The following is a 25029-nucleotide window of genomic DNA, read 5'->3' on the forward strand; positions in this document are numbered from 1 at the left end:
TAACATCTGCTCAATTAAATTAATTATAAAAAATAGAACAGATCATTCTAAACAACCTGCTCTATTTATGTATTATTTACCACTTAAATTTAATCTCTCCGCAATTGCATCCGATCATTGAAGAACTTTGAAAGGACCACTACGATAATAATATAGATTCCCCAAACAACCCACCAAGTTGCTGAAGAAGATAAAATCGCCAACAAAATACTATCCGGTCCAAACCACGCATTATATTGGTAGCCAATGTTCAAACCGATTGTTGCCTGAATTAAAAGCATTAATAGGAGAATAAAGAGGATCGGCAACCCAATACCGACAATCCACTTCCAAGTCCGGTTAAGCAAACCAAAACCATTCCCGATCATCTGGAGGGTTAACACACCTGTCAAAAGAATTAATAATTGAGTTCCCATCGACTGCCATCCTGTAATTGGGTGATCTAATATGCTAAGTAATTCATCAATAATCCAAATTCCACAACTAGCTAATAAGAGTGCAGTAAGCCTGCCCCACCAAAGTGTCTTCCGTGAAATACCATTTTGGATTGTCCACTTAAAGTCCCCATAAGCACTAATTAGAAAGTAAAGCCCTAAAATTAAGTTAAAAATAAAAATTAGCGTTCCTGGAATTTCCTGTAAGTTGACCAGAAAAGAATCAAAGCGATGGTTAATTAATAGTTCAATCAGGTAATCGCCTAATTTAAAACCAACAATCCACGTGGTTGCGATCGCCAGTGCCCAACCAAGGCGGCGAAAAACATTAGTAATTACTAATTTTTGTTCATGACTAATCATTTTTATCCCCTCCCTCATTCGTCAAGTAAATAAACAAGTGCTGTAAGTCAGTATGGCCAATTTGAACTTGATCCGGGATTACCCGACCTTCTGGTAATTTGTCAAATACATGGGCCGTTCGAATATTTCCTAAATCCTCTGTCGAAAGAACATTTAACCCTTCAGTATACTGGTCAACTAGTTTTACCGGACCTGAAATTTCATAAGCCTTCCTTAATAATTCTTCAACATCCGTATCCACAAGTACCTGCTGATTATTAATCAGAATCACATGCTCAATTAAACGTTGAATTTCATCAATTAAGTGAGTAGAAAGGACAATTGTTCGTGGTCTGGCCTGATATGATTTAATTAGTTCTTGGTAGAAAACTTCCCGATAATTCGCATCTAACCCAAGAACGGGCTCATCCAAGAAAATATAGTCAGCACTAACGTTTAATGCCAAAGTGACCTTCGCTGCCGTTTTTTGTCCCGTCGATAACTTCGTAAATTTATGGGTCCCCTCAAGAGAAAAGCGCTTTAACATTCGCTCAGCATTCTTATAATCAAAGTTGCCATAAGCTGCATCGGCCAAGTCAAACATCTGATTAATCTTTACTTGCTTATAGTAAAGGTTATCTTCTCCAATGAGGAAAATTTTCCCAAGTGTTTGGTCAGTATTAACTTCCTGATCGTCAAGTTTTACTGAGCCAGCTGTTGGGAAAATCCGGTTACTGATGATGTTCAGTAAAGTTGATTTTCCAGCACCATTCCGCCCTAATAGGCCATAGATCTTCGCTGGTTCCAAAGTAAATGAAACGTCATCTAAAATCAGATGACGACCAAACTTTTTGGTTACCTGACTAATCTTTAATTGTTCCATCATGCTCCCCCCGTTCAATCAATTCAATCAAATGTTGCTTATTAATTCCTAATTTATGTGCTTCTACAAGAAGGGCTTTTACGTAATCTCTGTAAAAACTTTCTTTTCGTTGTTCCATAATTTTTTGTCGTGCTCCCGTTCGTACAAACATTCCTCGCCCACGGTGTTTCTCAATTAATCCCTCATTCACCAGGATATTCATTCCTTTAAGAACTGTTGCTGGATTAATATGAAGTTGTTGTGAAAGCTGGGTAGTTGAGGGAATCTGACTCTCCTCATCAAACCCACCAGTAAAAATCATTTCTTCCAGTTGAGTTGCGATCTGTTGGTATAACGGTGTCGACTCGTTAAAATGAAATTGCAATCGATCAGCTCCTTAGCATCCAACTAGTTATATGGTTAACCACTTATGCAACTAACTATATATAAAAAGAGGTAAAATTGCAAGAGGGGAAAATTTATTGATCAAAAAATCTCTACTTCCTTCAAATAAAGAAGCAGAGATTTTTTAAGCTATTTAAGCCTTAACATCCTTTTCATCATCCCTCACTGGATGTTCAATTCGATAAATATCAAACATATATTCAACCACGGTCTTTAAGATTGCATAGAATGGAATGCAAAGAATCATTCCCCCAATTCCGGCAATATGACCCGCAGCCAGCAACAGAACAATGATCGTTAACGGGTGAATTTTAAGCGTCTTGCCGATGATGTTTGGATAAATAATATTACCATCAATCTGTTGAACCACCAGAACAACAACAATAACCCAAATTAGTTTATCCGGTGCCATCGTCAAGGACACAAAAAGTGCTGGTGCAATCCCAATATACGGACCAACGTAAGGGATGATATTGCACAATCCAGCAACGATCCCCAGAACAAGTGCCAATGGTTCATGAATAAGCAAGTAGCCGACAGAAGTAAAAATACCAACAAAAAGACACTCAATTACTTGCCCAGCAATGTATGAGGATAAGGTATTGTTCATCTTGCCGAGGAGTTGGTTAACTTCCTTAGCATGGTGTGGTGAAAGCCACTTTTGAATTGCCGGAGCCAATTTTGAACCATCTTTTAACATATAGAAAAGCATTACCGGAACAGTAATAGTAACGACTGTAATATTAGTAATCATACCAATGATATCCCCAACTCGTTCAGAGAGTCCCTTAAGAATCTTCTGGGCATAGGCGGCTAATTGATGATCAAATTGACGGTAATAGGCATTCAAATCGACACGTTTTAATGGCGAATTCTTAATCGTATTGTTCATAAGTTTTTGCAAACCACTAACTGTTTGTGGCAAGTGGTTTACTAATTGACTAATTTCTTTTACTACTGGCGGAATCAATGCGGAAATTCCCCAAGCAATAATCAATATTAGAATTACAACAATTAATAAACTAGCCACTCCCCGATTCATATGAAATTTCCCAATCTTAACTTTCATAATCAAATTTAAGATCGGATTTAACATATAGTACAGGAATCCAGATAACAGCAATGGAACAAAGACTACGGAGAGGAATGTCCAGAACGGTTTAAAAATAAACTGGATTTTTGTACAAACAAAAATCAACGTTGCAATTGTCAATAATACGACCGGCCAAAATAGCCAATGATAAAATTTCTCTTTATTCATAATAAATTTCCTTTGCAATATAAAAGGCACCTAGCTACTAAGATTAGGTGCCATGTACTTCTCTTCTACGATACACTAAGACAATTTAATTGTAAATGAGAAAAAGGAATTGGTAGAAATTCAGAGTGATAATTTTTGTTCATTAAGTATTAATTATTACGCTTTTATTATGTTTTGTTACATAAGTTGTAAAAATGGCCATCTAAGTTGCTAAATATTTACATTAATATTTCAACTATGTTACAATATATATTGAATTGAAAGAAAACAACAACGTTACAATAACGTTGCCGGAAGGAGTGCTATTACAATGAAGATGAATAAAAAGGTTTTAGACAGTTCACTTATCGTTTTACTTGCTTTAGGTCTTGGTGGTTGTGCCGTTAGTGATTCAACTACTACATCACACAAAACTCATGAAGTATCAAGTTCACAAGTCATTAAGGAAAGTCACAAAAAGAGTGAAAAAACTGCTTCTACCAGCACTAAGAATGCGGCAACTACTAACAGCCATACTACAAGTACTAAAGTTGCATCTTCAAGTAGTAGTAGTACTAGTTCCGCTAAAAACGTAACAACTACACCCTCTGCTGCAAAGATAACTAATAATACTAGTAACAATCAGCAGGTTACTGCTCCAGCTAAAGCTACTACTTCTTCAAGTAGTGTTAAAGAACAGAAGTCTGTTCAACTTGGCTTAGGAGATGTTGCAACTTGGACTGATTCCCAAGGTGTTACCCATAATGTAGATAGTGACGGAATGGATCGTTACACTACTAAGGGAAGCTCACAAGTTCAATACAAGGATTGGTCAGGTGCTTTGCCAAGTGGTGTTACGGTAAGTCATAACGAATAAATGAAAAGTGTATGAAATAGCACTCTAAGAAAAACGGGAAGTAATCTATTAATGTGATTACTTCCCGTTTTTTAGTAAGAAATATTATTATAAAATCCCGTACTACTATATAATATCATAAATATTTTGGGTCATACCAGTAATCAGTATACTGTCCCTGATCACCATTTCCTTGATCATTAGTTGAATAGCGACTAACAATTACATATTTATGACCACTCACAATGGCATTCATCGGCAAGTCAAACTTTACACTAAAGCCAGAATTTGCTGCTGTTTTTACAGTAGGATAAACTCTAGCAACATCATTTCTTGTAACATTACTTGCCTTCATAACTGCTACCTGCTTATTACTAGTTAAATCATACAAAATAATAAAATGATTCTGTTCAAACTTAGTAATATCATTTGCATGCCACCCACTAGCTACTACTTGACCAGAGTTATTGACAGCAAAGTGATCCAAATACCCCTGATTAGAATAGTTACCGGTTATCGGCGAGAACCAATAATCAATGTAATTTCCGTTGCCTGCTGGATCATCGGTATAACGACTAATAATTTGAAGTTCACGATTGAGATTAAGCTTATTTAAGTCAAAACCAACCTTAAATCCAGACTTAGCCGCACCATTAATGTTAGGATATACCTTTGCAACATCTGGACGACTATTATCAGTTACGAGTTGACGGGCAATTTCTCTACTCCCATTAGAGCGATCGATCAAAATAATATAATGATACTTACGACTTGCAGATTGATTAGTAGCGTGCCAACCAGCAAATTGCAATTTACCATTTTCTACATGTGTACTATCCAAACAAGCATAATTATTCTGGTCAATTTTTACAGGATTAAACCAATAATCCACATAGTCACTATTACCGTCAGCCGAACTGCTATAACGGCTAATCACTCGAACATAGTCAGTATTGGCTAACTTATCACCTAAATTAATCTCAGTGCTGAAGCCAGAATTGTTGGCATTGTAGACACCATGAGCCTTCAAGACATCCGGACGACTAACAGGCTCAACTAATGTCCGGGCAATTTCGTGGTTATTTTGATCAAGAACAATAATGTAGTGATAGTTTCGTCCATTGGATAAATTAGTTGCATGCCAGCCACTAATAGCTAATTGACCGTCATTATTCGTACTAACATTATCCAACCAGGCATAATTCCCATTATCACTAGTATCCCAGTTACCTTGAATTACCCCAATATTGCTCAATGTACCAGAGCTATCTGAACCTGTTACCCACAAATAGTGCATATCAACATTTTCTACCCAGAAGTTTACGTTCCTTCCGTTGATGCTTCCATTACCGCTTCGGGTTCTTAATAATGAAGGATATAATCCCATTGTTGTAATTGGCTGATCAATTGTGAGAAAATTTTTTGCGTGCCCAAAGTAATCATCAGCATCATTAAAGAGCATTCCCGTGATCCCATAAAATACCATCGCCCGAAGATCATCCATTGTAGTGACTTTAAATAACGGAATCCGGTCATTATCAACTAATTCTATTCCTTTAGCCGTTGCGAATGGCCGGGCAATTGAATTAAACTCTGGAATATTATCATCATAAATCTGAAAAGCAGCAATGTTTTCACCATTAAAGCCAATAATTCCCGTATCATGCCAAGAACCGGTCATTAACGACTCATTCTTAGTCTGGTATTCCAATGCCATGTTACGAGTTGTGTTAATCGTTCCATTAGTTTGAGTAAATGGTTGCTTACCAAATTCAGCTCGTGCTTTATTAACAATACTTAATCCATAATTATTAATCTCACGTACTTGATTATCAGTTAAATTACGAATATCCACTTTTTCTTGAGCAGCTTGAGGATCTGATTGATAGTCATTATCGTACATTCCCTGAATAGTTGTCTTTTGTAACTGTTCTGAGGCAACTTTTGCTGCTGAAGATTCATCATCAGGAATATTTTTAATGGCATCTAACGTATATCCACTAGGGAAATTAATGGTTTGAGTTGCCTTTACCTGTACTAAATTATCCGAGTACAGTTCAACATTGTTATTAGAATTGGCTGGTGTTAGAACTGGCTGGCTAGTAACCGCAATATTAGCATTACTATCAGTAACAGTTGTTGAATCTGCCTGGACTTTATTTAATGCTAATCCAATTCCAACAATAGTAGTTGCAGTCATTAATGCCGTTGCATTAATTATTTGTTTTTTCACCCTATGTGTACCTCCCTGATTAAGACCTATAGAGTATCAATACAAATAGTATAACGTAAGAATAGTGAATTATTCTTCACATCATCATTAAAATCTATTTACAACTTACTTGTTAACTTCACATCCGGATACTTTTGCTTAAACCAATTCTCCGCAAATTGGTTTTCAAATAGGAATAATGGCTGATCATGAATATCCTTAACCAAGATATTTCGTGATGAAGACATCTTTTCATCAAGTTGATCGGGATCAATCCACCGAGCAGTCTTGTTCCCCATTGGTTCCATCACCACTTCAGAGTTATATTCATTCTGCATCCGGAACTTGAACACTTCAAATTGAAGTTGACCAACGGCACCAAGAATGTAATCACCAGAAGTGTAAGAACGGAATAATTGAACTGCCCCTTCTTGGACCAATTGATTGATCCCCTTATGGAAGGACTTTTGCTTCATCACGTTCTTTGCTGTTACCCGCATAAACAGTTCAGGAGTAAATTGCGGAAGCTTTTCAAACTTAATGTCTTTTTTACCAGTATAAATTGAGTCACCAATTTGGAAGTTACCAGTATCATATAGCCCAATAATATCCCCAGCAACGGCATTCTCAACGTTCTCCCGAGTATCAGCCATAAATTCAGTCACGTTGGATAAACGAATTGGTTTCTTCGTACGTTCCAAAGTAACGTCCATCCCCCGATCAAATTCGCCAGAGCAAATCCGTACAAAAGCAATCCGGTCACGGTGACGAGGGTTCATATTTGCCTGAATCTTAAAGACAAAGCCAGAAAATTCAGGATCAAGTGGCTTAACATCACCATCATTTTCTGTATGGTGGGCACTTGGCGCTGAAGCAAACTTTAGGTAAGTCTCCAAGAAAGTCTGTACTCCAAAATTAGTTAAAGCTGATCCAAAGAAGACCGGAGTTTGGTCACCGGCAGCGATCTTTTCTCGGTCAAGTTGGTTTCCGGCAATATCAACTAACTCCATCCCATCAAGAGCATCTTGCCATTCGCCATCACCCTCAAGCGGGTTATCTCCCTTAACATTTCCATCTTCATCGAGTGGCAAGTATGGATTTTCCGGATCTTCAGGGTGGGTCAAAGCTACTCGCCGATTAAAGCGATCGTAAATTCCTTTAAATTGCCGACCAGATCCAATTGGCCAGTTAATTGGGTAAGTTTCGATACCTAATGTATCTTCAACTTCATTCAAGAGATCTAATGGTTCTCGAGCATCTCGGTCAAACTTGTTCATGAAAGTGAAGATCGGAATTCCCCGCATCTTACAGATTTGGAAAAGCTTCTTAGTTTGTGGTTCGATCCCCTTAGCAGAATCAATCACCATTACAGCAGAGTCCACTGCCATCAATGTCCGGTAGGTATCTTCAGAGAAATCTTCGTGTCCTGGTGTATCAAGGATGTTAATCCGCTTACCTTGGAAATCAAATTGCATTACGGAAGAAGTAACAGAGATCCCCCGCTTCTTTTCAATTTCCATCCAGTCAGACTTAGCAAAATTACCAGTTTTCCGCGCCTTAACTGTTCCGGCTTCCCGAACAACTCCACCAAAAAGTAAAAGTTGTTCAGTAATGGTCGTTTTACCCGCGTCCGGGTGAGAAATAATGGCGAATGTCCGCCGCTTATTAACTGCTTCAGCAAGTTGTTTTGGTGACATTAATTTTATTTTCCTTTCTTTATTTAATTTTGCGCAATATCCTTATTAGTTTAATATATTCTGAATGGAGTTACAACGGTAATGAAAAAGAGCTGATCATCCTCAGCTCTTCTAATTATTTCATTTGGTTTGAAACATAATGTTTACCAGCCGTTACATCATATTGAACTAGCCGATAATCATATAGCAATTGTTTTTGCTTTTTACTTAATTGGTTTTCACTTACTAACTTTCCATCTTGGTTAACAAATTGGGTACTATTATTGTAGGAATTAACGTTTGAGCTTGACTGAAGCCCCACACCCATTGCTGGCAACTTCTCATACACATCCGTTAATAATGCCTGGTACCAATTAACTTTAGCGTTAGTTTGCTTAGCAACCATTGCAATAAAGTCATTAGGACTGACATATTTAGTATCAGTATAAAAATTTTTAGCACCATGTTGACGAGCATAGAGATTCGAATAAATAAAATAATCGGTTTCGTGTAACTTTACCCCGTCTTTCGCCATACTGTTTTGGTATATTCCTGGTAAATGATCACCATAGAAAACAATTGTAATTGGTTTTTGAATTTGGTCAATTTTTTTAATAAATTGCTCTACTGCCTTATCCGTGTAATGAATTCCCGTTGAGAAATCATTTACAGAACCAATGTTTGTACCATCAGAAACTCGAATCGCATTATAGCGCTGAATTTCATTGTAGTAATTCTGATCATACGGAAAATGGTTTTGCATGGTAACTAGGTTAATAAATTGACCACCTTGCTTTTTATTTAATTGATCTAAAACGTTTCGATAGGAAGTTTCATCAGATAAATATGGATTTCGATCAATCTTCTTCTGGTGACGAATCGGGTATTTTGAACCAAGGTAAAGGAATTTATCAAAGCCAAACTTTTCATATACACTGATCCGGTTATAAAAGACCCCATTATACGGGTGAATTGCAACTGCTGATTTGAATTGTTCAACAATTGAAGGATTCTTCTTAAGGTTTGTTACCAATTGAGTATACGGTGTTGGTAATGTTGGAGAAAAATTACTTAAGCTAAAGCCAGTTAAGGTCATGTATTCCATATTTGCGGTTCCACCACCAAAACCTGAACTAATCATTATCCCACCAGTATTATCCTTCATCATTTTGGTAATGTACGGAACTGGATTATTTTTCAACTTCACCCCTGGTACTCGTTGTGGATTAGCAAAGCTTTCACTTAAGTTAAAAATAATACTCTGCTTACTCAAATCATTAATTCTTGTTTGGTTAATCTCATTTGCCCGTAAATGGTACTTCCTTACAAGGTTGTTCATTGCCTTTTCCGAATAGCCAGCTGGTTTTTCCATTACAGTCACATCAATATTATTCATAAATTGAATTACGGGGCCATTAATTCGAGCGCCACTTAATTGATTGTAAAACATTGATTGGTCATCAATTGAATGCATGAAGTTACTCAAAGGCGTTCCCTGATGATTCCAGAAAAGACTAGTAGCAAAGAGTAACGGCGCAAGAAATATAAAAAGTACTCGTTTCTTTACTCCCCATTTTTCTTTAACCGGATACTTCTTTTCTAACCAAATCGTTAAGATAATCAATAAAATTAATACGGCCACTGCAATAGTCCAAACACTAGAACTAACCATTCCAAAAAGTTCTTTAGCAACTGAAACCATCAGTAAATCAGACGGCAAGATAGGTTCGTTCCGTGCAGCTATCTTCTCACGATTAGCTACTACGATTATGGCATTAATAAGGACAATCAGCATTAAGCTTACCCAATAACGCTTAGTCAGAGCTTGGATAAACTTAGCCGTAAGAAAAATTAGGAATGTTGTGAACAGAATAAGAAGTTCCCGAGTACCAAATGTATAGGCAAAAATATTATATGTTGCATCAACATTAGGACTAACAGTAAAGCCATTATTCATTAAAAGCATCGAACAAGCAGCAATAATATAGCTTAAACCGAATAGGAAAATATTTGGAAGCCGTTTTTTCAATCCATCCTTTATAATTAAGAATTGATTGTTCATATCACTCGCAGTAAAGTGATTAATTAGCTGATTAATATTTCTAAAGACAGTCAAACAAGTAATTAAGCTCCATAATTCAGCAATAACCATGGCAACTACCAAGGCGACAACCGTATAAATTGCTACCTTAAATGATGAACATTGATTGCCAATCTTCAACGGTAATAGTAAGCGTGCAATCAGCCCACTACTCTCTATTAAGACTAGGAATGAGAACAACATTCGCCAATTAAAATGCTTTACGCTCCTAATCATTAATGAACCAATTACATATGCAACAAACACGTTTAAAACATTAGTAGGTTCACTATACCGTTCGATTGTTCCACCACTAATACTAAAAGTTGGCATTAATCCTTGTAACAATACATTAATTACTAAAGCTATTAATCCATAACCAACTAACGGTTTACTTGCTAGATTAATCTGCGAACCAAGAACGAATACTAGTGCATAGAAAATTACAAGAAAATTTCCTGACCATCCCCAATTATTTGGGTAATTAAAGAACGGGATTGCAATTAAAGTCCAAGTACCAATAGTTATTCGTCTTTGCCAAAATAAATCTAATTGTTTAGTGAGCGTAACCAGTAATAATCCTAAAAGCGAACCAAAAATTAACGGATAGCTATTCCGGATAATTGGAAATAACGAATCTAAAAAGTTAGATCCAAAAATCGTCACCTTAGCTAACTGGTTACTACTCATTGCAACAATTGTACTAACTAAAACTCCAAGGCCTAACGTGTTAAGCCATACTTTAATTATGAACGATTCTTTATGCTGCCGTTTAGAAATATAGTACCCAAGTATCAGCATCAAAATATCGGGTCCGAGTACAGTAAAACCTTTAACAATCAAGTATGCACTTGTATGAAGACTTTGATTATTATAATCAGCAATGTGTGGTCCTAATTGCCAATATATTTGTGAAAATCCTGTCCATAGAAGAACAAGGAACAATAAAGTATTACTTCTTATCTTTTTCATTGCTTACCCTTTCTAAATAAAAAATAGAATTCAGACTTTTTCCATGATACCATATCTAATTTTTAATTCTTTATTATCTTAATACAATGAAAAAAGATCAGAACAAACTTAATCGTTCTGATCCAATTCTATCCCCTAACAATTTGATTAGTAGCTGACGCAAGATTTTCAATCAACTGCTTACCAACGTTATATGATGGCTGACGAGTATAAACAGCGATTGTGTATTTACCAGGAATATAACCAATACTGCTTACATTCCACTCGTTATTTGTAATATTCCACCCATTCTTTAAGTAGAATGATGAACTACCTGCCGAAATCCCCCAATTTTGACCTGCAGAAACTGAATCATTAAGCTCTTAATATAATTCCGTGATGCATCATTAAGGTAAGAATTACCATGTTTATAATAAATCTCATTCAGTAATTTAAGTTGATCCTCTGGAGTGGTCAATGTCCATCCCCAGTGTTCACCAGTATAAGATGCGCTCATTCCCAAGTCATGGAAGATGTGGTTTAACTCGCTATTCCCACCAAGATAAGTATTAATTAACGTTGTCGTTGCATCATTATCACTATTTCTGATCATTCGGGCCACTAAACCCTGTTGATAGCCATTAAGATTACCACCAGCATTATGGAGAATTTCTGAAAGAACACTTGCTTTAACAGTACTTGCACTAATGAAACGATTCCCGGGAACATTAGTATAGGAGATCACTCCTCCTGTTCCTTTGGACGAGTCACTTCATCATTAGTAATATTTTGGCTACTAATTTCTTGATGATTGGTGGAATCATATGCTATCAAATAATGGTATGGTCGATTTTCCGCTGCATTTGTTGCATGCCAGCCGCTAACACTTAGCACACCATTATTATTCATCTTAGCGGAATCAAGATAAGCATAGTTACCACTATCAGAATGATCATAAGTACTAGTTTCCTGCTTTTCACCAGTAGTCTGAGAAGCTACTTTACTTTGAGTACCCCCTACTTGTGGTTCATTAACTTGTGATTTTACATCAGCATTAACGTTAGATTGTGAAACCCATAATAGGAAGCCACAACTTGTCATTGCAAGACATGATGCTGCAACTTTTTTTGCATTTGAAATCCCCCAAAGTTTTCCGACTAATTTTCAATTACCACTCGTGTACCTGTTGGAACGTTATGCAGAATCCAGTAGGCATCGGGTACTGAAAGTCGAACGCAACCGTGTGAACCCGTTGAAACACCCAATTTAGCGGTTTCACCAGGGATATAGTTGCCTCGGTAATCCGTTGGTACACTGTGGAAAAGATACTCACCATGATTTAAGAAGGAAGTCCAATAATTGGCACCTTCCCCTTCAGACCCATTATAAAAACTATTACCCCGTTCAGGCTGAATATAATAGGTTCCGGTTGGTGTTTCACTGATACCGTTCTGGTATACCCCAGCCGAACAATACATTGTATAAACTATATTGTTACCATCCATTAAATAAACCCTGTTCTGACCAATACGAACATGGATCCAGAAATTATGGAGTTTGCTAACGTTAGGATATGGCACATATTCAGACGGTTGACGATAATCAATCGGTGTCCGCATTAAGTTAACATTAACTGGTCCTGATACATAATCAACATAATTACCGTTTCCCCTTGGATCATTTGAATAGCGATGAATTACTTTAACGATTTTATGCTGCAAACTCTCTGGGAGATTAAAGCCAAGTTGATAACCTGATTTTTCACTATTAAAAATTGCCGGATAAGCTTTAGCAACATCCGAACGGCTTCTATTTGCATCTGGTACAGATTGACGATATAGTTCATGACCATTTTGATCAATAAAAATCAAATATTGATATGGTTTATCAAGTGTTTGATTAGATGCATGCCAGCCACTGACATACATTCCCCCTTGAGAAACATCAATCCGATCAAAATTTCCAGCATTTGACTGATAGTTATCACTATATTGATCATCATTATCGACATTTCCTGCTGGATCAGCTGAGAAACGAAGAAGGACCTGCATATTCCCCGAAACTAATGCTGGATTTAACTTGACAACAGTATTAAATCCACTATTCACACTGTTGAAAACTTTTGGATAAACCCGTGCAACATCGGCTCTTCTATTTAAACTTAATTTTTGACGAGCTACTTCCCGGCCATTATTTAAGACAAAGATATAAGGATTTTTTCGCGTTGAAGAGTAGTCACTAACTACCCAACCAGTTACATGAAGTCCATCCTTTTGCATCTTAATGTCATCTAAGTAAAAAGCATGGCTATTTAAGACGACAGGTGAAGACCAATAATCTGTATATTGTCCTGAACCACCATTTTCATTACTACTGGTAGAATAACGGCTGACTACGGAATACGAATGTCCACCAACTAGATTATGATTCTCTAAATTTAAAGTTGTACTAAAGCCAGAATTACCCGCCTGATTAATGCTTGGGTAAGCCTTGGCAACATCTGGACGACTAACTTGCTTAACATTTTGTACAGCAACCTGTTGATTAGCAGTATTATCATACAAAATAATAAAATGATTATTTTCAAAATTAGCGACGTCATTGGCATGCCAACCACTAATTACTACTTGTTTACCATTACTCAGATCAAAATCATCTAAATTACCTTGATTTGCATAATTACCAGTGGTAATCGGATTAAACCAGTAATCGACATAGTCACTATTGCCATCTTTACTACCAGAATAACGACTAATTACCTGGAGCTGGTGACTAAAATTAATATTATTGAGAGGTAATTCAGCTACAAATCCTGATTTCTGAGCGTTATCAACACCTGAATACACTTTGGCGACATCTGGACGATCAACGTTCTTAACCAGTTGCCGTGTAATTTCCCGACCACCATTGGTCCGATCAATTAGAATCACATAATGATACGATTTATTGCTTGCCTGATTAGTCGCATTCCAGCCGGATAATCGCAACTTATTATTAACAACACTAGCATTATCCAGATTAGCATAATTATTCTGATCAATTGTAATTGGCGCAAACCAATAATCAACTGCATCCCCATTACCAAACTGATCATTAGTGTAACGACTGATTACTTGAACGGTCTTAAGATTAGCTAATTGAGACGATAAATTAAAACTAGCCTTAAAGCCGGAGTTCTTAGCATCATATACATTATGAGCTTTTTGGACATCTGGTCGACTAACTTCCTGGTCAGTAATATTTTGGCGACTAATTTCTTGATGATTGGTGGAATCATATGCTATCAAATAGTGATATGGTCGATTTTGCGAGGCGTTTGTTACATGCCACCCACTAACATTTAACTGCCCATTATCAGTTAGTTGTTCTGAATCCAGATAAGCATAGTTTCCGTGATCATTATAGTCATAACTATCCTTAGTTTGGCTGGACTGATTAATATTATTGCTATTTGCTTGCTGCTTAGGTTGTTGAACTTTATTTTGAGTAACTTCTAGGTTACTGGATTGATTCTCATCAGCACTAGCATTAAGCTGATTTATCCATAATAAAAAGCCGCAACTAGTCATTGCCAGACAAGATACCGCAACTCTTTTTGCTTTATCAAAATTAATTTCCATTATTTCCTCCCAGATGATTCTAATAATATTAATCTTATTATAGGCTAAAATTTAATCAGAAAAAACCTTTAAATTAAAAAAGCAATCTTTCAAAACAATTGAAAGACTGCTTATCATTTATTTTATTAGGCAAATACCCGACGAATTCCAGCAACAACTGGGTGTTGCCAGTTAACAATTGGGTTAATACCAACACGAGGTGGCCAACTATCAAGAATTTGGTTATTACCTAAGTAAATCCCAATGTGGATAATTGTCCGAGTACCTGGTGCATAGTAGAATACCAAGTCTCCACGTTGACGATCACCATAAGCAACATTCATAAAGTGCGGATCACTAAAGAGGTTCCGTGAATTGTATTCATTTCCAGGGAATCCATGATAAATAGAACTGCATGAAGTTGGGTTAATCCCAGCAGCATACAATGCTTGCATGACTAATCCAGAACAATCAACACCGTAAGCTGGGTATGATGAACAACCTTCTAACCATGGCTTACCAATATACTTAGATGCCTGACTAATCATTGATTCAATATGAGCTGCCCGTCCTTGACCAGCACCAGCACCCAATGGAGCAATGTAACTGTCAATTGATGTCCATTGATCAGCTGGAAGTCCTAATGCCTTCCATGTATTAAAGTCTACCCATCCGGTTGCTGGCAACCCGTGAGCTCGTTGAACATTCATGATTCGGTATCCGTCATCTACAGTGTAGTGATAACCACCAGTACCAAGACGACCCTTTACTAATTGAACCTTAATTCCTTCATAACCAGGTCCAATATTGTGACCAACTGGGCCGGATGGTTGGATTTGGGTGTAGCTAATTTGGTACATCCAACCTGGGTTTTGGTAAGCATTCAAGTAACGATTATTAATCCAGTTTTGTGAGTATTGACCCTCACCAGTTGCTGAATTACTGTAACGACTAATTACTTGGAATGCATCGTGATTGTTACCAACGTTAAAGTTGACATTGAACCGGGTCTTATTCACTCCAAGAACATTGCCATATTGATGAAGAAGATCATCACTAGGATTACCAGCAACTTCTTGACGACCGACTTCACGGTTAGTAGTTAAATCATAAAGAATAATAAAGTGGTGACTGTACGGCAAGGACATATCATCAACGTGCCAACCAGCAACGTTTACCGTACTACCGTTTTGACTAAAATTATCAAGCCACGCATTATTATGATTTAAGTCAACTACATTATTGTTAAACCAGTAGTCGGCATAATTACCATAATTATTAATATCACTTGAATCACTATAACGACTTACCAATACTAATCGATGTCCTGCCATTGCTGGAGTAATCTTAAAGGTAGCGTTAAAGCGTGAATTACCAGCATTGCTAATGTTACCATAACCATGACTAGCAACATCTGCACTAGCAGTATTCTTAATAATCTTTCGGGCTACTTCATGGTTAGCTGTCTGGTCAAAGAGGATCAGAAAATGATTTGGTAAAATTTGTGCTGCATCATCAGCATGCCAACCACTAAATGTAACAGTATCGTCAGAACCATTTACTGATGCCTGGTCAAGGTAACCAGCACGATTGTTGTAAGGAGTTAAAACATTACTATTAAACCAGTAATCTGCATAATTAGTATTCATACCAGCTTTAGTACTGTAACGACTAATTAGTACTAATTGGTGCCCTGCCATTGCCGGAGTGATCTTAAAACTAGTACTAAAACGAGAATGATCAGCATTGTTGATATTACCGTAACCATGACTAGCTACATCAGCGCTTGACTTAGTAGCTACTTCTTGGCGAGCTACTTCTCGATTAGCAGTCTTGTCATAAAGGATCAAAAAGTGATCGGGATAAATTGCAGAATCATCGTCAGCGTGCCATCCTGAAGCAATCACCTGGTTGCCAGAAACCCGGAAAGTATCCAAGTAACCAGCACGATTATTATTCAACTTTACTGTCTTGTCATTAAACCAGTAATCTGAGTAGTTGCTATTACCATCTTTAGAAGCACTGTAACGACTGATAAGAATAAATTGGTCCCCCATCATTGCTGGAGTAATATCAAAACCAACGCTGAACCGTGCATTAGCAGCATTAGCAACCGTAGCATAACCAGCCTTAGGTAAATCAGCACTCTTTGTATTTGTGACTAACTTACGAGCTACTTCACTTCCCTTGGTCTGATCATATAAGATCACAAAATGGTTTGGCATCGCAGCTGCTTGGTCGTCTACATGCCAGCCAGAAGCAACTAACTTATTTCCATTAACATAGAAATTATCTAAGTAAGCTGCCTTAGTAGTAATAACTGGGAACCAGTAATCTGTCCCGTTAGCGGAACTTTCACCGTTTGAAGTAGTAGTATACCGAGAAACAAGCCGCAAAGATTGAGCATTGTTTAACTTAGCAGACGGTACTTCAATGTTAAAACCACCTTCACCCGAAATTGGTGCCTTGGGGTAAACCTTTTGTACATCTGGACGATCTATTTCAGTAACCTTTGAACGGTACAATTCTTGGTTGTTTGCACCATTCAATACGATTACGTAGTGGTTCATCCCCTCTTGGTAATGGTTAGTCGCGTGCCAACCAGAAAAATTTACTGATTTGTCAGTGACATTTACACTGGCACTATCTAAATGACCATCATTTACTGGTGTTTGGTAATCAATACCAGTCTTTTGTTGATTCGTATCGGCCTTAGCGGTATTGTCTTGGGTTGTCTCAGCTTGAGAGCTAATATTATCGTTATCATTTACTAATGTTGATTGACTATCACTAGGTGTGGTATCTGCGTGAACAACAGTATTAGTTGTCACAAAGCCGACAGTTAAAGCGAACACTGTAATTGCCATGGTACACCAGGATTTACCAGCCTTAAAAAGTTTATAGTGCTTTTTGGCATCCATATAATGTTTTCCTCCTCAATAGCATGAAACTAAAATTTCAAACACCTTCATTAAATCACAAATTATAAAAATAGCAATAATAAATTTATCATTATGTTAAGTAAAAGTTTTGATCAACACAAAAAGACCAGCAGTAATTAACTACTGCTGGTCTTTTTGTGTATTTAACGATTTTCTTCAATCTTTGTGGTTGACATAGTTGAATGTTCAACTGTTGGCATACTTTGAATATTTCTAGTTGGTGTAGATCGCCGGTAAGTACTTTGTTCATAAGTTCGTTGACTATATTGAGAAGCATGTTCATTATAACTCTGAGCATGAGACTCATTACCATAAGTAACAGTACTAATAGAACTAGAACTTTGACGGTGGTAGTTTCTACCACGTGTCGTCACATAATCACTTCCGTTACCACTACCGGGATCATTATATGATGCTCCACCAGGAAGAATGAAATCTGTATTTGTCACACCATCATAAGTTGGTTGAGACTTGTACATCTTAGTTTCATGGTTAATAACTTTCTTCGGTTTTAAACCGAGTTGTTTCCGAATCAACCGCGAAATTCGGTTGATTTCCTTGGGACTAGCAATTTGGAATGATACCCCATCAATCGTGGCGTTCTGACCTTCGAAGTGATAAGTAATAACATTATTCATTGCAGCATGATAATTACCATAAAGAGTTGCAATATCATCCATTGGAATATTTGTTTTTACTCCATCCTTAACGGCATCTAAGAGCTTATTAGCAGTCGTAATAGAGCCAGAAGTCTTAAACTTCTTAATAACACTAGTAATAATTTGTTGTTGACGCTTTTGACGCCCATAATCATTATTTGGATCTTCATAGCGCATCCGTGAATACTTAAGTGCCAGTTCGCCATTCAGGTGTTGCTTCCCCTTCTTAAAATGGTGACCTTCATAGGTAAAGGCAAACGGATTATCTACCGTAACACCGCCAACAGTGTTAACAACTTTTTTCAAAACACCCATATTCAGAACGGCATAGTAATCAATTGGGACATCAAGTAATTCAGATACCTGCTTGACTGTTTGCTTAGGACCACCAATTGAATATGCAGCATTAATTTTTACATATGTTGGTCCTTCCTTGGTATTTACCCGGACAAGGGTATCACGTGGAATACTCGTCATCGTAATCTTTTTAGTCTTAGGATTAATAGTAAATAATTCTAGTGAATCTGTATTTCCACCTGAATTTCCCCGATCTAAAGCACCAACATCCGTTCCCATCGCTAGAACAGAAACAGGTTCACCTTTTTGAAGCTTCCGACTAATTTTTCCATTGCCACTACCAAAAATATTTTGAGCAGCAGAATGAATCTTATGGTATCCGTAACCACCACCAATAAGGACAATAATTACTAAGAACCAGATAATATTCTTTACCCAGCGTGGTGTGCGGTAATGATGAACTTCAGGCAATTTACCATCCTGTCGTGGCTTTGAAGTAGAACCAGCAAATGTAGCGAGAGACTTCTTTAAGTTTAACCCTTTTCGTGGACGGGAATTGCGAGCTTGAGTGCGATCCTTTTCCACTTTATCATGGATTCTTTTTTCCAATTCTCTTCGATATTCTTCACGCGATTCGTGATTTTCACTCATAAATAAATACCTCAGTTGATAATTGATATAACTTTATAATGATACTATAAAATAAAGCCAGCTTTCAAATAACATTAATAACTTAAGCATTATATAAAGAATTCTTAAACATATAAACACATAAATAATACTACACTAAATATTACTAGCAAACTAAGTAATGACTTTGAATGTCTAAGTACTTCTGCTGGATCTCCATCTGAACTATCGCTCTCAATAATCAAGCAATAATCTGCAACTATCATCATTGTAAATGGAACTGTCCATATCAAGTACCCCCCCTTTGATATAGTCCATAATGAGTAAAAGACTAATGTTAATCCAACAAAAACATACATTATATTATCCAGAAATTGGATGTTATACGCTTTAAGTACTTTCCGTGTACTCGTTCCTTTCTTTAACTCATTTCTTCTTTTTCCGAATCCTAAAAAGAAAGAAGCAGATATAACTGTGAGTAAAAGAGCATCTGATATCTTAATTTGTGACAAATAACTACAGTAGTATAATCTAATGACAAAGCCTAATGCAATTATTGCAATATCTAATAAAGGAGTATTCTTTAGCCCATTACTGTAAGCTATATTCAATATTAAGTAAATTATTGGTAATAAGAAGATGGCTATGTAATTTCCTACTAAGAATGATGCATAAACCATTATTAGGAATGCAATTACTAATAGTACCATTAAAAATACAGAAGCACTCTTTTTACTTATTTTTCCACTTGCTATCGGCCTATACTTCTTTTTAGGATGCTTACGATCCTTTTCAGCATCCTGAATATCATTAATGATATATACAGCAGAAGCTATAAGACTAAAGGAAATAAAGCCAAGAATTAATATCCAAATTTTACTTAAATTAAATATTTGTCTGCAAAAAAACAACGGTACAAATATTAGAATGTTTTTACCCAATGAAAAGGTCTAACGAGTTTTAAGTATTAAGTCATATTTTCCTCTTTTTCTAATCAGATCTCTAATATAAATAAATAGCACACATAACCAAGTTAATAATGAAACAACTAATGAGCATATATCAAGTATTGAATTATGGTAATTAATAACTACTTGTTTATTTCTTTTTGGCACTCGAATCTGAATTGTATCAACATTAGTTACTTGTGGCTTTTTAAACTTTTCAGTACCAACTTTTATCATGTCATTTTTATAAAATAATACTGGCAATTTGACAACACTTCCAGCTTTAATACCACTCAAATCATACTTCAACTGATTAGGCATACTTATTAGTCGATCAGCGAAAGGTACTTCTTTCCCATTTACAATTGCTTGATGATTTACAATTGCTGTATTAATTTTATCCTTTACTGCTACCGGAAAATAGTCAAATGAACCATTATGCCCATAGTAGTAAAATATATTGTTCCAATTTTCCTTTGTCAGATTATAACTAGACCCATTCTTAACTGGATAATTATGTTCAATAGTAGGTTTCCTATTAAGTAATGGAATATTAGAGCGCTACTCGATTATCTGATGACTAGCGGTTATAACTAATCCATTAGTTATAGTAATTAGAACAAGTAATGACACAATAGTTGTTACATAATAACTTTTCTTTAATCTAATAACTATATTTTCAACAATAAATGAAAGATAAATACAAAACATTATTGTTGCCAAGCCATTAAGGCGATATGGAAATTGTAAATTAACAAGTGGTGTATTTAGAATTGCTCCCCAAGGAAAAAGTTTGGTAGTTAATAATACTAAAACAAGTCCAGAAAAATATGAATACTTTTCTAATACTGCTGACTTCCGCAGATATATAAATCCTAATAAGAGCGTTAAAATTAACAAAAAGCCTACAACCTGTACAGGCTCATCGTTAATTGACGAATTGATTATTTGCATCGGTTGTTGAACAAAGTTAAAGTCTGTCCAAGATGCACGTAGATGATTCCCGAATGTTTGTTCAATAAAAGGAAACAGATAAAATGCTGTAAGTAATATACTTAAACCGACTGCCTTAAAAGCAGCTGTCATTCTATTAATTTATCAGTTACATTCCGCCAGAAGATTAATAGAGTAACTAACATAAAAAAGGCTGTCAAAGCGGTTGTTAACATATGATAATAGAGTAATAAAGACATTCCAATAGCTAAAAGTGGCAATTTTTGTTTATCACGATAAGAATCATTCATAAAAGTCTAACAAAACTAATGGAATAAAAGTGTAGGCAATTGATTCAGCTAGAACGTTTTGATTAAATACAAGATAAACACGATAATTAGCAAACGCATATAGTAATGAGAATATAAAAGCCCTTTTGAATAATTGTGCATTGCATAATAAGAAATACATAAAGTAATAAATGTTTCAAAGATAATTTCCAAATAATAAGCACTGATTGGACTATTCTTAATTAGTCGAAATAATATAAAAAGATACAGTAAAATCCAGGGATAAAGAAAGTTAATTCCACTTCCAACTTGATTAAATGAATATGTGCTAATTCGTGGAATTAATACTCCATGCTGAATATTATGGTAAAGTTCTTCCATTCGATTAGCATGAAACATAATGTCACCTGTGCCTAATATAATGTGAAGCCTTGCCAAAGCTCAATACATATACTTCGTCCTCACCTAACCCCCAAAAATATTGTTACAATCTGAGAGCTACCCATTAAAGAACATTCTCTAATAATTCAATTCTTCACCTTAACATTTACTCCAAAGTACCGATGATAAGTTCCGTTAGGGAAATTCTCAACATTATTTCCCACTTCGATGTACGAGCCAATAAGTGAATAACGATTATTTGGTGCGTCTATGTGAGATAAATTAATATCAGTTTTTCCATTCCTTTTTTGCATTAAAATATACTGATACCTATCATTTAATTGTGTATTAAATATTCTTGCTTGCTGTAATCCATTGCCCACTGTAATAAACGTAAGTAGCATAATTATTAATCCACCACTAATACCTATAATTCTTTCGTACTTATTATTTAATTTAGCTGGAACTAAATTAAACAATGCAATTATAAAGAATATAAATGCACCAAAATACGTTCTCCCTGCACTTTGCCCTTCAGGTGATATCGACATAACTAATATTGAAAGTACACCAGCGATAGTAAATATTATACTTATCTCAAACTTCTTATCATTACTAATACAATAAAAATAACTGACTAATCCAACTAATACTAAACATATTAAGATAATAATAACAGGATTATTATACAAGTATGAAAGAATTTGCAAAAGGCCTGTATATATTCTTTTTACAATACTTTCTTTCAAAAAGTCAGGATGAGAAATAATAAGCCGCGCTTTATCTCCAGGTGAAAAAATTAGAATTAGAAATCCAGTAACTACTGCAACTAATCCAAGAATTTGCTTAGGGTTAAATTTTCTATTATGGAGATAGTCTAAAAAAATAATACTAAGACACGCAAAAATGATTCCACCCGAAGTATTCTCATTTCCTAAACCAGACACAAAGCCAGTTAAAATAATTAAAAATGTTGATAGCCATTTATGAATATTATTATCGTCATTAATAAACAAATACAAAAAGCAAAGAAAAATAACCATCGTAATAAGGTAATTACCAGTACCTGCTCTCCAAATATAAACACTTCCAAAATCAGGTGTGAAAAGGAAAATAAATGAAGTTAATAAAATGATCTTAAACGGAAAGAATTGATTCTTAACACTTATCTGAGTCAGTTTAGCTATCATAATTATTAAAGCAACGAAAAAAATAGCCGCAGTCAAGCTACCCAAAAATCGTCCTTCATACATTAAAATTCGCGAGAAAGTTTGCCCGAAGAACCGACCATTCCAATGGACGTAATCCCAACATCCCTCTTTCAAGATATCACCAAATGACTTGGATAAAGCTAAATCCAAATCTTCGTTCATATAGGGAGTTTTGTAATTCCATACAAACATCACACAGCCCATAAAAATAAGCCAAATTAAATAAGTAATCTTATTGATGCTTTTTTTACTCATTCTTAATAATATTCCCCTTTCATAATCATCTTATATCTTTACATCCCGCACAATAACAACGTTTATACTTTTCATCATTCACTTAATTAATACGCAATTTATTAATTTTACATAAAATACATAAAATACATAAAATATACCAACAATGTTGTTAGTAATGAAATAGAAAAAAGTAAATACCAGATTTTATTTACTGAACTTTTTATAGTTAATGTTGATGTTCCCTTAGGAAAAGCTATTCTCATTTGTCCCTTCGTAGAATACAAATGAGTCTTTTTGTTATTTACTCTAACTTCATATGGAACGTTTTCATAATAAGCTAGAGGAAGTTTATATACACCATCCTTAGCTACTTTTATTTCATACTTTACACTACAATGATCCCAGGATTTCTTAGTAATCTTAAACGGTTCTCTATTTTTCTGAAGCTTTCTATGCATTTGAATTGGAACATAATCATCAAATGAGGTTTGAGGAGAATCTAAAACTTTTGACCAGGTACTGCTACTTACTGGAGTCCTACTTACATCTCCACGTAGATTATAATTAATTATTGATGAAACAGAAGTTACAACTAACATCACAAAAATTACTATTACTTTTACAAAATTAACCTGTTTTACTTCCAGCCATAAAAGAAGACTAATTACCGTTACCAAAATAGTAAAAATAAAGAATCTTCCAGTCATTTGAAAATTACCAATTGTGTATTTAATCAACTTATACTTTGTATTTAACGGGAAAAAATCATAAATTATAAATAAAGATGAAACAGCTACTATACAATATACTCCCCATTTTTTTATTGAGCCTCTCTCCCTCAACACTTCAAAAAGCAAAAATAATATAATACCACTTGTTATCAATCCCAAATTCCATGAAGAATAAGCCTCATGAAATGAGTTTGCAACTAGATTATTAAAGGAATCAGTTAAACTAACCTGACTTGTATATTGCCCTGGTATAAATAAATCATTCTTCTTACGTATAAATAATAATTGTCCTAAAGTATAACTAGACGACATTAAGGAAATAACTGCGCTCACAAAAATAGTCTTTATTTCTTTAATAGTAATCTTTCGTTTTATTATCCTAACAATTTCAACAATAAATATATAAATAACAACAGCAAGTAAAGATAAAAGATGGGAATTGGCTATTCCAATAATACCTATCGATAATAGTAATGTTCCTTTAACGTACTTACTATCACATATATAGTACATTCCCACAATGACTAATGGAAAGTATGCATACGCCGTTCCTTCACCAAAGTCAAGTCGTGCATATAAATCTATTAAATGATAAGTATTAAATAAATATAAAGAAACTGCTATAAATCGATATGAAAACCTTTTTGTAAAGTAACTCGCCATAATATACATATTGATAGCAGTAATCAGATTCAATAAAAATAAACCGATTGCTAGTGCTTCATAGCTCTTTTTTATCAACATAATCGGAATAATTATGAACCAGTCCGCTAGCCAGGGATACATGGCAATGGATGCATTTAAATTATTACCTGCTCCAAAAACGGTTATCATGATCGGTAACCGACAATTACTTAATGAATTCGCAATTTGCGTAAATCGTGACATGTGAAAAAGAGCATCCCATGATAAATTTAGTCTATTAGGATAAAATGCGGGAACAGTGACAACTAATGACAAAGCAATAATTATTGCTAATACAATAATTTGTCTGTTATATATTTCTTTGATTTTTATAGATTTCATTATGATTTATCCTTAATTTAAGGTCCAATTAGTAACCCATTTAAATATTACAAAGGTACTATTATTTTCTGGAGATTATAATTAAACT

Annotated in this window: 18 protein-coding genes; 1 reads left to right on the forward strand and 17 read right to left on the reverse strand. The window is 35.3% G+C overall.

From position 1 onward, the window contains the following. Positions 1-89 precede the first annotated feature (89 nt). From H5R64_RS02155 to H5R64_RS02170, 4 genes are all read right to left on the reverse strand, one after another. Positions 90-797, reverse strand: coding sequence for a hypothetical protein (locus H5R64_RS02155; protein WP_182582648.1), 708 nt, complete (start codon positions 795-797; stop codon positions 90-92). Further along, positions 790-1662, reverse strand: coding sequence for an ATP-binding cassette domain-containing protein (locus tag H5R64_RS02160; RefSeq protein ID WP_182580088.1), 873 nt, complete (start codon positions 1660-1662; stop codon positions 790-792). Before H5R64_RS02160 ends, H5R64_RS02155 begins: the two co-directional genes overlap by 8 nt. Next, positions 1640-2023: a GntR family transcriptional regulator gene (locus tag H5R64_RS02165; protein ID WP_182582650.1), complete on the reverse strand. Its 384-nt coding sequence runs from the start codon at positions 2021-2023 to the stop codon at positions 1640-1642. Before H5R64_RS02165 ends, H5R64_RS02160 begins: the two co-directional genes overlap by 23 nt. 153 nt (positions 2024-2176) lie before the next feature. Continuing rightward, positions 2177-3304, reverse strand: a complete 1128-nt coding sequence (locus H5R64_RS02170) for an AI-2E family transporter (protein WP_182582652.1) — start codon at positions 3302-3304, stop codon at positions 2177-2179. A gap of 310 nt (positions 3305-3614) precedes the next feature. Between H5R64_RS02170 and H5R64_RS02175 the strand changes: the two genes are divergently transcribed. Further along, complete coding sequence (locus tag H5R64_RS02175) at positions 3615-4160, forward strand: hypothetical protein (RefSeq protein WP_182582654.1); 546 nt, start codon at positions 3615-3617, stop codon at positions 4158-4160. Positions 4161-4275: 115 nt separating this feature from the next. Here the strand turns inward: H5R64_RS02175 and H5R64_RS02180 are convergent, their stop codons facing one another. From H5R64_RS02180 to H5R64_RS02235, 13 genes are all read right to left on the reverse strand, one after another. Beyond that, complete coding sequence (locus tag H5R64_RS02180) at positions 4276-6372, reverse strand: SEC10/PgrA surface exclusion domain-containing protein (RefSeq protein ID WP_182582656.1); 2097 nt, start codon at positions 6370-6372, stop codon at positions 4276-4278. Positions 6373-6470: 98 nt separating this feature from the next. Next, a complete protein-coding gene (locus H5R64_RS02185; protein ID WP_182582658.1) occupies positions 6471-8048 on the reverse strand; it encodes a peptide chain release factor 3 in 1578 nt (525 codons plus the stop codon). A 115-nt stretch (positions 8049-8163) separates the two neighbouring features. Next, complete coding sequence (locus tag H5R64_RS02190; protein WP_182582660.1) at positions 8164-11079, reverse strand: LTA synthase family protein; 2916 nt, start codon at positions 11077-11079, stop codon at positions 8164-8166. A 292-nt stretch (positions 11080-11371) separates the two neighbouring features. Next, on the reverse strand, positions 11372-11803 hold the full coding sequence (locus H5R64_RS08590; protein ID WP_231797910.1) for a serine hydrolase: 432 nt from the start codon (positions 11801-11803) through the stop codon (positions 11372-11374). After that, positions 11800-12159 (reverse strand): hypothetical protein, encoded by a 360-nt coding sequence (locus H5R64_RS08595; RefSeq protein WP_231797909.1) that lies wholly within the window; start codon positions 12157-12159, stop codon positions 11800-11802. The genes H5R64_RS08590 and H5R64_RS08595 overlap by 4 nt, the downstream gene beginning before the upstream one ends. Before the next feature lie 56 nt (positions 12160-12215). Beyond that, a complete protein-coding gene (locus H5R64_RS02200; protein ID WP_182582662.1) occupies positions 12216-14678 on the reverse strand; it encodes a L,D-transpeptidase in 2463 nt (820 codons plus the stop codon). 125 nt (positions 14679-14803) lie between these two features. Beyond that, a complete protein-coding gene (locus tag H5R64_RS02205) occupies positions 14804-17578 on the reverse strand; it encodes an NlpC/P60 family protein (protein WP_182582664.1) in 2775 nt (924 codons plus the stop codon). Positions 17579-17742: 164 nt separating this feature from the next. Continuing rightward, positions 17743-19206: an LCP family protein gene (locus tag H5R64_RS02210; RefSeq protein ID WP_182582666.1), complete on the reverse strand. Its 1464-nt coding sequence runs from the start codon at positions 19204-19206 to the stop codon at positions 17743-17745. Between the two features lie 104 nt (positions 19207-19310). Further along, on the reverse strand, positions 19311-20126 hold the full coding sequence (locus tag H5R64_RS02215) for a UbiA prenyltransferase family protein (protein ID WP_220476681.1): 816 nt from the start codon (positions 20124-20126) through the stop codon (positions 19311-19313). A 9-nt stretch (positions 20127-20135) separates the two neighbouring features. Continuing rightward, the gene (locus H5R64_RS02220; protein ID WP_182582683.1) at positions 20136-20453 is read right to left on the reverse strand and encodes a hypothetical protein; all 318 of its coding nucleotides are present in this window, start codon (positions 20451-20453) and stop codon (positions 20136-20138) included. Between the two features lie 240 nt (positions 20454-20693). Continuing rightward, entirely contained in the window at positions 20694-21218 is a 525-nt protein-coding gene (locus tag H5R64_RS02225; RefSeq protein WP_182582668.1) for a hypothetical protein, read from the reverse strand. A gap of 664 nt (positions 21219-21882) precedes the next feature. Further along, complete coding sequence (locus H5R64_RS02230; RefSeq protein WP_182582670.1) at positions 21883-23202, reverse strand: DUF3329 domain-containing protein; 1320 nt, start codon at positions 23200-23202, stop codon at positions 21883-21885. Positions 23203-23309: 107 nt separating this feature from the next. Beyond that, positions 23310-24941, reverse strand: coding sequence for a glycosyltransferase family protein (locus tag H5R64_RS02235; protein ID WP_182582672.1), 1632 nt, complete (start codon positions 24939-24941; stop codon positions 23310-23312). Positions 24942-25029: the final 88 nt, after the last annotated feature.

The organism is Limosilactobacillus fastidiosus (assembly GCF_014145505.1).
GTDB lineage: Bacteria > Bacillota > Bacilli > Lactobacillales > Lactobacillaceae > Limosilactobacillus > Limosilactobacillus fastidiosus.

Excerpts from the sequence above, each read along its gene's own strand:
- H5R64_RS02155 (WP_182582648.1), bottom strand. The coding sequence starts at position 797 with ATGATTAGTCATGAACAAAAATTAGTAATTACTAATGTTTTTCGCCGC.
- H5R64_RS02160 (WP_182580088.1), bottom strand. The coding sequence starts at position 1,662 with ATGATGGAACAATTAAAGATTAGTCAGGTAACCAAAAAGTTTGGTCGT.
- H5R64_RS02170 (WP_182582652.1), bottom strand. The coding sequence starts at position 3,304 with ATGAATAAAGAGAAATTTTATCATTGGCTATTTTGGCCGGTCGTATTA.
- H5R64_RS02175 (WP_182582654.1), top strand. The coding sequence starts at position 3,615 with ATGAAGATGAATAAAAAGGTTTTAGACAGTTCACTTATCGTTTTACTT.
- H5R64_RS02185 (WP_182582658.1), bottom strand. The coding sequence starts at position 8,048 with ATGTCACCAAAACAACTTGCTGAAGCAGTTAATAAGCGGCGGACATTC.
- H5R64_RS02190 (WP_182582660.1), bottom strand. The coding sequence starts at position 11,079 with ATGAAAAAGATAAGAAGTAATACTTTATTGTTCCTTGTTCTTCTATGG.
- H5R64_RS08595 (WP_231797909.1), bottom strand. The coding sequence starts at position 12,159 with ATGACAAGTTGTGGCTTCCTATTATGGGTTTCACAATCTAACGTTAAT.
- H5R64_RS02200 (WP_182582662.1), bottom strand. The coding sequence starts at position 14,678 with ATGGAAATTAATTTTGATAAAGCAAAAAGAGTTGCGGTATCTTGTCTG.
- H5R64_RS02205 (WP_182582664.1), bottom strand. The coding sequence starts at position 17,578 with ATGGATGCCAAAAAGCACTATAAACTTTTTAAGGCTGGTAAATCCTGG.
- H5R64_RS02210 (WP_182582666.1), bottom strand. The coding sequence starts at position 19,206 with ATGAGTGAAAATCACGAATCGCGTGAAGAATATCGAAGAGAATTGGAA.
- H5R64_RS02220 (WP_182582683.1), bottom strand. The coding sequence starts at position 20,453 with ATGCCTAATCAGTTGAAGTATGATTTGAGTGGTATTAAAGCTGGAAGT.
- H5R64_RS02225 (WP_182582668.1), bottom strand. The coding sequence starts at position 21,218 with ATGACAGCTGCTTTTAAGGCAGTCGGTTTAAGTATATTACTTACAGCA.
- H5R64_RS02230 (WP_182582670.1), bottom strand. The coding sequence starts at position 23,202 with ATGAGTAAAAAAAGCATCAATAAGATTACTTATTTAATTTGGCTTATT.
- H5R64_RS02235 (WP_182582672.1), bottom strand. The coding sequence starts at position 24,941 with ATGAAATCTATAAAAATCAAAGAAATATATAACAGACAAATTATTGTA.